Source organism: Actinophytocola algeriensis (assembly GCF_014203735.1).
Lineage (GTDB): Bacteria > Actinomycetota > Actinomycetes > Mycobacteriales > Pseudonocardiaceae > Actinophytocola > Actinophytocola algeriensis.
This window is the reverse complement of the sequence record NZ_JACHJQ010000004.1, coordinates 822,829-834,844: the sequence shown is the minus strand read 5'-3', so window position 1 is coordinate 834,844 and position 12,016 is coordinate 822,829. Positions and strand designations below refer to the sequence as shown.

Sequence of the window (12,016 nt, the reverse complement as noted above, 5' to 3'; positions counted from 1 at the left end):
TCGCTCCTGAACGCGCCTTTCACGGCGTCTGGGCCACCACGAAGACGCGCCGGAACGGGAACCATGTCGTGCCGTCCTCCCGTTGCGGGTAGTCCGCCCGCAGCAGGGGCGCCAGCTCGGCGCGGAACTCCGCCCAGTCCACATCGGACAGGGCGGTCCGGATCGGCCGCAGCGCCGTGCCCGTGACCCACTCCAGCACGGGGTCGTCGCCGGTCAGCCGCTGCAGGTAGGTGGTCTCCCAGGCGTCGACCGCGCACCCGGCGTCCGACAGCGGACCGGCGTACCCGCCGGGGTCGAGCACCGCGTCGTCCTCACGCAGTACGAGTGACTCGAGACGGTCCCGCCACCGCGGCGACGCGGCCAGCTCACGCACGCGAACGTGGGACGGCGCACCGAAGTTGCCCGGCACCTGGAACGCGAGCCACGCCCCGTGCGGCAGCTGCTTCGCCCAGCGAGCCGGCAGTTCCTCGTGGCCGGGCACCCACTGCAGCACCGCGTTCGAGACCACCACGTCCGTGTCCGGCGCGGGCTGCCAGTCCCGTACGTCGAGCACGGAAGCGTCGATCCCCCGTTCCCGCGCGGCCGCCACCATCTCCGGCGACGAGTCCGACGCCTCGATCCGGGCCGACGGCCACCGCTGCGCGAGCGCCGCGGTCAGGTTGCCCGGCCCGCAGCCGAGGTCGACGACCCGTCGAGGGCTGTCCGCGGTGATCCGGCCGACGAGGTCGAAGAACGGGCGCGAGCGGTGGTCGGCGAACGTCAGGTATTTCGAGGGATCCCACACAGCGCCTCCCAAGCAAAACCGTACGTACGTACTGCTTACTGTAGCGCTTCCCGGATCTTGATGGCCACCTCCGCGGCGACCGTCCGCACGGCGTCCGGATCCGTGCCCGGATCGGCCCTGACCTGCAGCACGATGCCGTCTCGACCGGGCACCTTGCGCTGCACGAACCACGCTCCCCCGCCCGGCAGCTCCCGGTGGTGGCGGGACCGGATCGACCCGGTCACCCGGCGGTGCACGGCCTGCGGCAGCTTGCCGGGGGCGGCCAGCGGGTACCGGCGTGGCGCCTTGTCGGTCAACAGGACCGCGTCGCCCGCCTCCCCCGACTCGTCGGCCTCGATGACGACCAGCACGCCGTCGGCCCAGGTCACCTTGCTGAGCAGGTGCCACCCGATGCGGCGGTACCCGTCCTCGGCGGGCACCCACAGGCCCAGCGACGTGACCACGAGGTGCCCGCCGCCCTTGACCTCGGCCGCGACTACGACGCTCTCCTCCTTGTCGAGCGTGCCGGTGAAACCGGGCGGCGTACCGTCGCCGACCACCTTGTCGAGAAGCTTGCGGAACACACTCACCCCATGCCTCCGGCGGCCTGCTCCCCCAGCGCCTTGTAGTACTGCTCCAACGCCACGAGGTCCCCCCACAACGCCCTGGCCTCGTCCGGTTCCTCGATCGGTGACAGGCGCTGCAGCCGCGACTTGATGTCGGCGATCTGACCGGCCAGCAGCTGCCGCTGCAGCGCCGCGAGCATGCCCGCGGCATACCGCTCGATCATGTTCTGCCTGGTGGGGATGGCTTCCACAGCCAGCTCGGTGACCAGCGCGCGGCCCACACCCGACTCGCAGCACTTCACCACCGCGTCGATCAGGTCCGCACCCCCGAGCCCGCTCGCCGTGCCACCCGCACCCAGCACCGCGCGGTGCAGCTCGGCGTACGCGGGGTGCGTGAACACCTCCTGCGGCAGCTGGTCGTACATGGGACCGGCGAACGCGGGCTCCTGCAGCGCGAGCTTGATCACCTCGCGCTGGACGTGCAGCTGCGGGTCCCTCGGGTTCGGCCGCGGCGGGCCGTCGACGTCGACCGCCAGCGCGCCCTGCCCCGGGTCGACCGGCCTGGCGGCCCGGCGCGCGGGTGCCTGCGCGCCGCCGGAGGTCTCCCGCACCCGCCGCACGACGGTCGCGGTGTCCTCCCACCCGACCCAGCCTGCGAGCTGGCGCGCGTACTCGTCCCGCAGCGCCATCTCCTTGATCCGCGACACCATCGGCACGGTGCGCCGCAACGCCTCGACGCGGCCCTCCGCGTTGTCGAGGTTGTGCGAGGCCAGTTCCGACTTGATGGCGAACTCGAACAGCGGGCGGCGCCGGGCGACCAGGTCGCGCACGGCCACGTCACCCTTGGTCTGCCGCAGCTCGCACGGGTCCTGCCCGTCGGGCGCGATCGCGATGAACGTCTGCGCGGCGAACTTCTGGTCCTCGTCGAACGCCTTGAGCGCGGCCTTCTGCCCCGCCTCGTCACCGTCGAAGGTGTAGATCACCTCGCCGCGGAACGCGTCGTCGTCCATCAGCAGCCTGCGCAGCACCGTGATGTGCTCGGAGCCGAACGCGGTGCCACAGGACGCGACCGAGGTCAGCACGCCCGCGAGGTGCATGGCCATCACGTCGGTGTAGCCCTCGACCACCACGACCTGGTGGCGCCGCGCGATCTCCCGCTTGGCGAGGTCCAGCCCGAACAACACCTGCGACTTCTTGTAGATCGGGCTCTCGCTGGTGTTCAGGTACTTGGCCTGGATCTGGTCGTCGTCGTACAGCCGCCGCGCGCCGAAGCCCACGACGTCGCCGCCGAGGTCCTTGATCGGCCACAGCAGGCGGCGGTGGAACCGGTCGATCGGGCCCTGCCTGCCCTCGCGGGACAAGCCGCCCTTGATCAGCTCCTGCATGTCGAAACCGCGGCCGAGGAGGTGCTTGGTGAGCTTGTCCCAGCCCGCCGGTGCGTACCCGCAGCCGAACTGCACCGCCGCCGCCTGGTCGAACCCGCGCTCGGCGAGGAACTCCCGCGCCTTGACCGCGTCGGGCGTCGCCAGCTGCTCGGCGTAGAACTCGGCGGCCGCGCGGTGCGCGTCGACCAGCCTGGTCCGGGTGCCCTTGTCGCGCTGACGGGTCGGCGCGCCGCCTTCGTAAGTCAGCTGTATGCCACTGCGCTCGGCGAGCCGCTCGACCGCCTCGACGAAGCTCAGGTGGTCGATCTTCATGAGGAAGGCGATCACGTCGCCGCCCTCGCCACAGCCGAAGCAGTGGAAGGTGCCGTGGGTGGACCGCACGTTGAACGACGGTGTCTTCTCGTCGTGGAACGGGCATAGGCCCTTCAGCGCGCCACCACCGGCACGGCGCAGCGACACGTACTCACCGACGATGTCGTCGATCCGATTGCGGTCGCGGACCGCGGCGATGTCGCTTTCCCGGATCCGTCCTGCCACGTTGTCCGAGTCTAGGCGTCCTCGCGGTAACTAGGATGGCGGGTGTGACGGTCAGCGATGATGTCCTCGCCAAGGAGTTCTCGGCACACCGCACGCACCTGATCGGGGTCGCCTACCGGTTGACCAGCACGATCTCGGACGCCGAGGACGCCGTCCAGGAGGCGTGGCTGCGGCTGTCCGGGCTCGACGCCCGGCGCCGCGCCGAGATCCGGGACCTCCGCGGCTGGCTCACGACCGTCGTCGGCCGCATCTGCCTCGACCGGCTGCGGTCGGCCGCCACGCAACGCGAGAGGTACGTCGGCCCGTGGCTGCCGGAACCGATCGTCACCCCGTACGGCGCGCAGCCGGGCAACGATCCACTCGAGACGGTCGTGCGCGACGAAGAAGTGCGGATGGCGGCACTCGTCGTGCTGGACAACCTCACCCCGGAGCAGCGGGTCGCGTTCGTGCTGCACGACGCGTTCTCCGTGCCGTTCGCGGAGATCGCGGAGATGCTCGGCGTCACCGAGGCGACCGCCCGCCAGCACGCGTCCCGCGGCAGGCGCGCGGCGGCGGAAGCGGACCGGCCCGACCCCACCGAACTGGGCGCGCAACGCGAGCTCCTCGAGAAGCTGCTGAGCGCGATCCTGTCGGGCGACCTCGACAGTGTCGTCGGCCTGCTGCACCCGGACGCCGTGCTCATCGGCGACAGCAACGGCAAGGCCCGCACGTCCCGCCGTCGCATGGTCGGCGCGGACAAGATCACCCGGTTCCTGGCGGGCCTCGTCGAGGCGTACGGCGTGCACCGCCTCGCCCGCGGCGAGCTGGTGCTGGTCAACGGCAACATCGGCCTGGTGACCCCGGCCCAGCCCGCCGAGGACGGTCTGCGGGAACTCGCCCGCAGGGTCATGACCATCGACATCCGCGACGGGCAGGTGACCCGGATCTACGACGTGGTGAACCCGGACAAGCTCACGCACCTGGCGCTTTGAGGTCGGCCGTCGGGAGACGGCACGCGTCGCCGGAGCTGAAGCCCTGGTCCCGGACGTCGAGCGAGCTGTACATCCGCGCCCGCTGGTTCTCCAGGCCGATCTGGTAGGTCAGCTCGACCACGGCCTCGTCCCCGAACTCCGCCCGCAGCTGTTCGACCTGCTCGTCGGTGACGCTGACCGGCGTGGTCGTCATCGCGTCGGCGTAGGCGACGGCCAGGCGTTCCTGCCGCGAGTAGGTGTCCGAGGTCCGGTAGTCGTCGATGTGCTTGAGCCGTTCGATGTCGAGGCCCTCGTGCTTTTGCAGCATGGTGCCGAAGTCCACGCACCACGAGCAGCCGAGCTGCTGAGCGACCCGGTACACGGCCAGCTCCCGCACGTTGGCGGGCAGCTTCCGGCTGGCCTTCTCGGCGGCCATCTCGTGCCGCGCGGCGGTCATGAACAACTTCGGGTGCCGGGCCAGCACCGAGAACGGCTCCGGCACGACCTTGAACCGCCGCTTGGCGAACCAGTAGCCGATGCGGATCACGAGCCCCGCGTCCTTCGTTGCCACCCCTGGGATTCTGGGCATTTGTCTCCTCCTCGTTCACGGTGTGGACGAGGAGGAGCCTCAGGACGTGACAGGGTCGGTGATCCGCGCGAGGAAGTACGGCACGCCGGTCCCTTCGTGCACGACGGCGAAGAGGAACGGCCGGTCCACCGCCACCTCGACCGGCGGTTCGGCGGTGCCGGACATCCAGGCGATGGCGGCGACCGCGGCGGCGCCCTCGATGCCGCGCTCGTCGACGGTCAGCACCGACTCGTGCGGCACCGTGTCGAGTGCGAGCCCCGCACCCAGTTCGGCGTCGGTGGTGAACGCGGTCCGCACACCGAGCCGCTCCAGCGCACCGGTCAGCTCAGTCCTCGTCCGCACGGCGAATGAGGGCAGCCGCAGGTCCACGTGCCGTAGGCGAGGCGCGGCGAGCAGGTCGGCCAGGGTGCCCGCGGTCAGCTCCGGTTCGAACCGGGCGAGGTCGCCGTAGGGCAGCAGGACCACCGCCCGCACGCCACCGTGCGCGGGCAGCGCGACGACCTGCCACGCCTCGGTCGCCGCGTATCCCAGCTCGGCGGATACCAGGCGCATGGTCGGCACCTGTTTCTTTCCGTCGGGGGTCCGGAACCGCCGCGGCCGGGTCTCCGCCGGGTCGAACTCCTCGACCCAGCCGCACCGCAGGTAGATGGCGACGACGAGCGCCGAGACGGCGTCGGCCGGGAGCACGTCGATCAGCTCCGGCACGAGCCCTCGCGTGGTGGCCGCGACTTCGGCGTTGATCAGGTCGCGTGCTGTGCCGGGCGCTGTCAGGAACGGCGCGGGCCGGGCCCTGGTACTCACGCTGGGGTCGGCCCACAACGTGTCCGACACGGCCAGATCCGGCAGCTCCGCGGCGCGGGTCAGCACGGCGCCCAGTTCGGCGAGGTCCGCGGCCTTGTCGCCGAGCAGGGCCGTGACCAGCTCGTCGCGGGTCAGCCCGCGTGCGTCGGCGGCGAGGCGGTGCAGCGCCCGCGCCACCGCGAACGGCGACCAGCACACGTTCCCGCCCAGGCCGAGGGCGCCGTGCAGCGCCACCGCGAACGTGATCATTCGCCGGGGTCGACCACCCGCGCGAGGAAGTACACGACGCCGGTCTCCTTGTGCCGGACGACCAGCAGGAACGGCCGGTCCACGCGCACCTCGACCGGCGGCCCGGTCGGCAGCGACATGAGCCGCATCATCACCGCCGTGGCGGCCGCGCCCTCGAGGCCCTGTTCGTCGAGCTTCAGCACCGCCTCGTGCAGCACGGCCTGGACGGCCAGCTCACTCGCGGTGATCCCGGACAGGTCCGCGTCCCGGCTGAAGACCGTCCGCACGCCGGCCTGGTTCAGCGGTGGCGTCAGCTCGGCCTGCATGCTCACGTCGATCTTCGGCAGCCACAGCTGGACCTGCTGGTGGCGCGGCGCGTCCAGCAACCGGGCCAGCCGGTCCGCGTCCAGCTCGGGTTCCGCGGTCGCGAGGTCGGTGTCCGGCAGCAGCACCACGGCCTCGACCCCGCCCACGGCGGCCAGGCTGACGACCTGCCACCCGTCCGTGGCGGCGTAGCCGATCCGCTCCGACAGCTCCATCGTCGGCACGTCCTTGGTGCCGCCCGGCGTGTGGAACGGCCGCGGCGTCGTCGAGCCCTCCGCGAACCGGTGCTTCCAGGCGCACTTCAGGTACAAGGCGTTGACCAGCGCCGACACCGTGTCCTCACGGATGGCGTCCGGCGGCAGCAGCTCCGGGATGAGCTCCCGGGTCGTCTTCGCGACGTCCACGTTGATCATGTCGCGGGCACCGAGCGGGTTCTCCCGGAACGGCGCCTCCCGGACCATGCCGCTGGACCAGCGGCCCAGCTCGTCCACGTAGGAGGCGTGCACGTCGATCGACTCGTCCGCCCACAACGTGTTGGCGACGGCGATGACCGGCTCGTCCTCGTTGTCCCGGTGCTGTTCCAGCACACCGGCGCGGGTCAGCAGCGCCCCCAGCGCGGCGAGGTCGCCGGACTTCTCCCCGACCAGCAGGACCGCCAGCTCGTCACGGGTCATCCCGCGGGCGCCCTGTGCGACCAGCCCGAGCGCGCTCGCCACCGAGAACGGCGACCAGCACGCGTTGGCGTCGAGCTTGGGCGCGGTGGCCCGGTGCAGTGTGAGTGTGAACGCGAGATGCGTCACCGGTTCCCCTTAGCGGCGTGGGTCGGGCAGGGCGACCATGCAGGGCGGCTCCGGCACCGGTAACTCACCGGCGTCCGCGAGCGGACCCGGTGGGATCGGGTGCCTCGGCTCGCGCACACCGGCCGAGCCCGCGTCCCCGCCGTCGTCCCAGCCGTCGTCCCAGCCGTCGTCACCGAACCACGGATCGAAGTCCCCCGTGCCCTGCGCAGGCACCACCTCGCGCCGCGGGCTCCGGTACACGAGGCGGCGATCCACCTGGCCGCCCTTGGGGCGCTTCGAATCAGCCATGTCGTCGAGTGTGCCACGTCACTCCGACACTGTCCGCTTCCCGACGAGAGCGCGGTGCCAGCTGACCGCCTGCGCGTCGGTCAGCGACGCCACCTGGTCGATCACCACCCGCAGTCGCTCCGCGTCGCCCGCCGCGTCGTGCCAGTCGGGCACGAACGCGGGCTCCAGCGCATCCGGCCCCCGGTCGGTCAGTACCGCCACCAGCTCGGCCAGCCACTCCCGCTGACGTGCCTGCAGCGCGAGCCGCTGCACGTCGCTCATCACGTACCGCAGCGCGACCGCCTTCAGCAGCGCCACTTCCGCCGCCACCCTCGGCGGGACGACGAGATCGGCGGCGTACCTGGTCAGCACGCCGTCACCGTGCTCGGCCCTGGTCGCCGTGACGGCGGCGGACACGAACCGGCCGACCAGTTCGCTGGTGAGCTGTTTCAACGCGACCTGCGAGGTGAGCGAACCGTCGTACTCCGTGTCGCTCAGCGCCGCCACCACCGGCAGCCGGAGCAGGTCGCGCGCCGCGTCCTCGAGGGCCGACACCGGTTCCTTGCTGAAGTACTTCGCGGCGAGCTCCGCCACGGCCGCCCGTTCGGCGCGGTCGCCGAGCCCGGGGATGGAGATGCGGCCGGAACGGACACCGTCCTCGACGTCGTGCACCGAGTAGGCGACGTCGTCCGCCCAGTCCATGACCTGCGCCTCGATGCAGCACCGGTCGGCGGGCGCGCCGAGGCGCAGCCACTCGAACACCGGCAGGTCGTCCTCGTAGACGCCGAACTTGCCGGTGCCCGCGATGCGCGGCCACGGGTACTTCGTGGCGGCGTCGAGGGACGCGCGGGTCAGGTTGAGGCCGTGGCCCGCGATCTTGGGTTCGAGGCGGGTCAGGATCCGCAGCGTCTGCGCGTTGCCCTCGAACCCGCCGCACGCCTGGGCCACGCCGTCGAGCGCGCGTTCCCCGTTGTGCCCGAACGGCGGGTGGCCGATGTCGTGCGCGAGGCCGGCCATCTCGACGATGTCCGCGTCGCAGCCGAGGTCCTCCGCGATGCCGCGGCCGATCTGCGCGACCTCGAGCGAGTGGGTGAGCCGGGTGCGCGGCACACCGCTCACCTCGGACCCCTCACCAGGGCCCACGACCTGTGTCTTGCCTGCCAGCCGCCGCAGCGCGGCCGAGTGGAGCACGCGGGCGCGGTCCCGGGAGAAGGGGCTGCGCAGCGACGGCAGCGAGCCCGGCAGCAGCGTGGCTTTCTCCTGTTCCGCGTACTGCCGCGCGACGTCGTGCTCGCCGTACCCCGTGGTCATGCGGGGAGGTTACTTGTCGGCTCCGACATTTCCCGGCACGCCGAAGTTCTCGGCGGGCGCGTTGGTCGCGCGGTAGTACAGCAGCGCCGCCGTCTCGTACAGGATGTAGCGGATCTGGGTTTCCCTGGTCTGGACGATGGGGCCGCTGTGCGTCGGCGAGGTCCACGCGTCGAGCCCGGCGTCGGAGGCCATGGTCCTGGCTCGCAGCGAGTGCCACGGGTCGCTGACGATCACCACGCTCTTCCAGCCGTGTTCGTGGATCTTCTCGGCCGCGGCCTCGATGCTGCCCAGGGTGTCGTTGCCCTCGCCGACCGCGATGACGTGGTCCTCCGGCACGCCCTGCCCGGTGAGCCACCGGACGCCCGCGGTGGCCTCCGTGTACGTGTCGCCGGGCTGGTTGCCGCCGGTGGTGACGATGTAGGGCGCGACGCCCTCGTCGTAGAGCTCCTTGGCGTGGCGCAACCGGGCCTCGAGGACCTTCGACGGGGTGCCCGCGTACTGGGCCGCGCCGAGGACGAGCACCACGTCCGCCGGTGTCCGGTCGTCGCCGCGGGCGACCTGCCAGACCCGGAAACTGGTGCCGCCGACGACCAGCAGCCCGACCAGGAACACGCCGAGAACGAAGCGCCGCAGGGACCGGCGCACGGGTCTCGGCTCGTCTTGGGTCACTCCGGCCATCCTTCCAGACACGGCACGTAAAACGTCGGATGCTACTCGCGAACCCTGACGCGAACCGGGTCATCGAGGTTGCTCGGAGCCGAGTTGTCCACAGCCGGTGCGGTTGTCCACATGATGATCTTGACCAGCGGCGGAGGCGGCCGGGGTCGGGTTTGCTTGCCGACGTGAACGAGAACCGCGCACTCCTCGACCTGGACGCCATTCCCCGCGTCTTCGACCACCTCGTGGCACCGGCCACCGAGCTGATCGCGCTCGGCCTCACCGGCCGCGCGATCCACGAACGGTGCCGGGACGGCGGGCCGTGGCAACGGCTGGAATCGGGTCTGGTGCTGCTCACGAACGAGCCACCGAGCAGAACGCAGCGCATCCAGGCGGCGCTCACGGTCGCGGGCCCGGAGGCCGTGCTGACCGGGGTGGACGCGCTGGCACTGCACGGCATGACGGCCGCCCGGCTCGACGGGCCGGTCCACCTGCTCGTGCCGCCACGCCGACAACCCAGGCTGGTGGACGGCGTCTTCTTCGAACGCACCCACCAGCTTCCGGATCCACTGCACCTGGGCGGCTTCCCGGTGGCCCCGCTGCCGAGAGCCACGATCGACACGTGCCGCCGCGCGAAGGCCGCCGAACACGTCCGCGCGCTGCTGGGCGAGTCGATCTACCGGGGCGGGGTCACCCCGGCGACGCTGCGCGACGAGCTGAGCCGGGCCGGCACCCGGGGCACCGCGCTCCCCCGTCGCATGCTGGCCGAGATCGACGACAAGGTCCGCTCGGTGGCCCAGGGCTGGGCGAAACGGCTGGTCCAGCACGCGGGTCTGCCCCTGCCCGCCTGGCGCGTCCCGATCACGTCGGCGAACGGCTCCCACGTGGCGACCGCGGACGCGTGGTGGGACGAGGTCGGGCTGGCGTGGGAGGTCGACTCGTACGCGTTCGACCTGACCCCCGCGGATGCCAAGGCAACGCTGCGGCGCGCCGCCCGCCTGACCGCGTGCGGCGTGCTCGTGGTCCACACCCCACCGACCCGACTACGCGACGAACCCACCGTGGTCGCCGAGCTGCTGCGCAGTGCGCACGAACAGGCCGCCACCCGCCCCCGCCCGGACGTGACCGCCCATGCCTGACGAGATCCCCGTCCTGACGAACAACGCGGCGGCCACCCGCCTGCGCGAACTCCTGCACCAACTCGTCGAGGACGAACCACCGCTGGGCCCACTCCTGGTCCACACCCTGATGCCGACACCGGAGGAACAACGCCTCCTGTCGGACGCACCCCCAGAGGAGAAGCGATGACCTCGACCACCACACCGCTTCGCTGTGGTACGTCCCCCCACCGGGTTCGATGTGGTCAGCGGCGACACGCGGTGCCACCGACGGCAACGCGGGGTGCCCCGACCTCAGACCACAGCCAAGCCCTGGAGATCGTCACCCACCAGCTCGGTCACCGGGACCACCTCGGTTTCACGGTCGAGTGGGAGGCGGCCACCGGCGAACAACGTGGCGGACAGGGCGCCGAACGCGGTCATGTTGACCATCAGGACACCGATGACCGCACGGTCGCCGTTCGCGAAGATGCCGACGTAGAGGAGGAACAACAGGACTGGGAAGGCCATGGAGAAGATCAGGAACCGGGTGCTCCGCAGCACGCGCCGCACCTCGACGACGAGGTAGCCGAAGCTCATGACGGGTCAGCTCCATTCCGGACGGTGGCGTTCTCGTTGCCGGTGAGGGAAAGGAAGGCGCCTTCGAGGCCCATCGCGGTCACCTCGATGTCGCGTGCCTGCGGGTAGGTCGCGAGCAGGGCGCGCAGCGTGCTGTCGGAGTCGCTGGAGGAGATGGCCACGTTCGCGGCGCGGACCTCCACCTCGGTCACCGAGGGCAGCGCGGCGAGGGCCGCCTCGGCGGCGCCCGGCACGGCGGCGCGAATGACGCGACCGGACACGAGCGAGGTCACCTCGGCGACCGAGCCGTCGGCTACGATCCGCCCGGCGCGCATGAGCACCACGCGGTCGGCGTAGTTCTCCGCTTCCTCCAGGTAGTGGGTGGCGAACAGGACCGTGCGGCCGGTGCCGGTGAAGCCGTGCATGGACTTCCAGAAGGCACGGCGGCTCTGGACGTCCATGGCCGCGGTCGGCTCGTCGAGCACGAGCAGGTCCGGATCGCCGACGAGAGCGACGGCGAACCGCACACGCTGCTTCTGTCCACCGGAGAGCTTGTCGCAGCGACGGCCGGCGAGTTCCTCGACGCCGCTGCGACGCAACGCCTCGGCGACCGGCATCGGCTTGCGGTGCAGCGAAGCGACCATGCCGACGGTCTCACCGACAGTGGCGTCGTCGACAGAGCACCGCCCTGCAGCATCGCACCGATCGCACCGGTGGCAACGGCGTCGGCAGGCCCCGACCCGAAGATCGTGACGCTGCCCGAGTCGGGCCGGGTCAGACCGAGCATCATGTCGACGGTGGTCGACTTGCCCGCACCGTTCGGCCCGAGCAACGCGACCACCTCACCCGGCGCGATCACCAGGTCGACCCCGTCGACCGCGCGGACGTCCCCATAGGTCTTGCGCAGACCGGCCAGCAGGACCGCGGCCCCCGCCGAGGTCCTGCTACCGCCCTGGGAAGTGTGTGTCGTGTTCACGATGACCACGATGCTGCGCGAAACCCCCGGACACGCAGGCCGAGCGTCACCACCTCACCGTGACAAACGTCAGGGGAAGCACACACCTGCCAGCGGACCAGCCTCGCGGATCGGGGACAGCATGTGGGCGCACCATGGATGCTGTCCTCGACAGCACGGATGCGCGACTCTGCCGAGAAGGCCAGT

The 12,016-nt window shown here is 71.4% G+C and carries 13 protein-coding genes and 1 pseudogene; 3 read left to right on the top strand and 11 right to left on the bottom strand.

Annotation, left to right across the window (positions count from 1 at the left end):
• Window positions 1-19: 19 nt before the first annotated feature.
• From FHR82_RS21930 to dnaG, 3 genes are read right to left on the bottom strand one after another with little or no spacing between them, the layout of a single operon-like run.
• On the bottom strand, window positions 20-784 hold the full coding sequence (locus FHR82_RS21930; protein ID WP_184812318.1) for a trans-aconitate 2-methyltransferase: 765 nt from the start codon (window positions 782-784) through the stop codon (window positions 20-22).
• A 35-nt stretch (window positions 785-819) separates the two neighbouring features.
• Window positions 820-1,347: a hypothetical protein gene (locus tag FHR82_RS21925; protein ID WP_184812317.1), complete on the bottom strand. Its 528-nt coding sequence runs from the start codon at window positions 1,345-1,347 to the stop codon at window positions 820-822.
• A gap of 2 nt (window positions 1,348-1,349) precedes the next feature.
• Entirely contained in the window at window positions 1,350-3,251 is a 1,902-nt protein-coding gene (dnaG, locus tag FHR82_RS21920; RefSeq protein WP_184812316.1) for a DNA primase, read from the bottom strand.
• A gap of 35 nt (window positions 3,252-3,286) precedes the next feature.
• Here dnaG and FHR82_RS21915 point away from each other — a divergent pair, with 35 nt between their 5' ends.
• Entirely contained in the window at window positions 3,287-4,222 is a 936-nt protein-coding gene (locus FHR82_RS21915) for a sigma-70 family RNA polymerase sigma factor (RefSeq protein ID WP_184812315.1), read from the top strand.
• Here the strand turns inward: FHR82_RS21915 and FHR82_RS21910 are convergent.
• From FHR82_RS21910 to FHR82_RS21885, 6 genes are read right to left on the bottom strand one after another with little or no spacing between them, the layout of a single operon-like run.
• On the bottom strand, window positions 4,203-4,790 hold the full coding sequence (locus tag FHR82_RS21910) for a carboxymuconolactone decarboxylase family protein (RefSeq protein WP_184812314.1): 588 nt from the start codon (window positions 4,788-4,790) through the stop codon (window positions 4,203-4,205). The two genes, FHR82_RS21915 and FHR82_RS21910, sit on opposite strands and share 20 nt — an antisense overlap.
• A gap of 39 nt (window positions 4,791-4,829) precedes the next feature.
• Entirely contained in the window at window positions 4,830-5,840 is a 1,011-nt protein-coding gene (locus tag FHR82_RS21905; protein WP_184812313.1) for a serpin family protein, read from the bottom strand.
• Window positions 5,837-6,943 (bottom strand): serpin family protein, encoded by a 1,107-nt coding sequence (locus FHR82_RS21900; RefSeq protein ID WP_184812312.1) that lies wholly within the window; start codon window positions 6,941-6,943, stop codon window positions 5,837-5,839. The genes FHR82_RS21905 and FHR82_RS21900 overlap by 4 nt, the downstream gene beginning before the upstream one ends.
• Before the next feature lie 9 nt (window positions 6,944-6,952).
• Window positions 6,953-7,231 (bottom strand): hypothetical protein, encoded by a 279-nt coding sequence (locus FHR82_RS21895; RefSeq protein WP_184812311.1) that lies wholly within the window; start codon window positions 7,229-7,231, stop codon window positions 6,953-6,955.
• Between the two features lie 18 nt (window positions 7,232-7,249).
• Entirely contained in the window at window positions 7,250-8,521 is a 1,272-nt protein-coding gene (locus FHR82_RS21890; RefSeq protein WP_184812310.1) for a deoxyguanosinetriphosphate triphosphohydrolase, read from the bottom strand.
• 9 nt (window positions 8,522-8,530) lie between these two features.
• The gene (locus tag FHR82_RS21885) at window positions 8,531-9,199 is read right to left on the bottom strand and encodes a YdcF family protein (protein ID WP_184812309.1); all 669 of its coding nucleotides are present in this window, start codon (window positions 9,197-9,199) and stop codon (window positions 8,531-8,533) included.
• Between the two features lie 164 nt (window positions 9,200-9,363).
• On the opposite strand from FHR82_RS21885, the gene FHR82_RS21880 reads away from it, so the two are divergent.
• Together FHR82_RS21880 and FHR82_RS21875 are read left to right on the top strand one after the other, a co-directional pair.
• Entirely contained in the window at window positions 9,364-10,317 is a 954-nt protein-coding gene (locus FHR82_RS21880; RefSeq protein ID WP_184812308.1) for a hypothetical protein, read from the top strand.
• Window positions 10,310-10,486, top strand: a complete 177-nt coding sequence (locus FHR82_RS21875; RefSeq protein WP_184812307.1) for a hypothetical protein — start codon at window positions 10,310-10,312, stop codon at window positions 10,484-10,486. Before FHR82_RS21880 ends, FHR82_RS21875 begins: the two co-directional genes overlap by 8 nt.
• A 104-nt stretch (window positions 10,487-10,590) precedes the next feature.
• Here FHR82_RS21875 and FHR82_RS21870 read toward each other — a convergent pair whose 3' ends face one another.
• Window positions 10,591-10,875, bottom strand: coding sequence for a hypothetical protein (locus FHR82_RS21870; protein ID WP_184812306.1), 285 nt, complete (start codon window positions 10,873-10,875; stop codon window positions 10,591-10,593).
• Window positions 10,872-11,830 (bottom strand): annotated as a pseudogene (locus tag FHR82_RS46305) (ABC transporter ATP-binding protein). The gene FHR82_RS21870 and the pseudogene FHR82_RS46305 overlap by 4 nt, the downstream one beginning before the upstream one ends.
• Between the last annotated feature and the right edge of the window lie 186 nt (window positions 11,831-12,016).

Coding starts and splice junctions, on each gene's coding strand:
- FHR82_RS21890 (WP_184812310.1), bottom strand. CDS start 8,521: ATGACCACGGGGTACGGCGAGCACGACGTCGCGCGGCAGTACGCGGAA.
- FHR82_RS21875 (WP_184812307.1), top strand. CDS start 10,310: ATGCCTGACGAGATCCCCGTCCTGACGAACAACGCGGCGGCCACCCGC.
- FHR82_RS21910 (WP_184812314.1), bottom strand. CDS start 4,790: ATGCCCAGAATCCCAGGGGTGGCAACGAAGGACGCGGGGCTCGTGATC.
- FHR82_RS21905 (WP_184812313.1), bottom strand. CDS start 5,840: ATGATCACGTTCGCGGTGGCGCTGCACGGCGCCCTCGGCCTGGGCGGG.
- FHR82_RS21895 (WP_184812311.1), bottom strand. CDS start 7,231: ATGGCTGATTCGAAGCGCCCCAAGGGCGGCCAGGTGGATCGCCGCCTC.
- FHR82_RS21885 (WP_184812309.1), bottom strand. CDS start 9,199: ATGGCCGGAGTGACCCAAGACGAGCCGAGACCCGTGCGCCGGTCCCTG.
- FHR82_RS21915 (WP_184812315.1), top strand. CDS start 3,287: ATGGCGGGTGTGACGGTCAGCGATGATGTCCTCGCCAAGGAGTTCTCG.
- FHR82_RS21870 (WP_184812306.1), bottom strand. CDS start 10,875: ATGAGCTTCGGCTACCTCGTCGTCGAGGTGCGGCGCGTGCTGCGGAGC.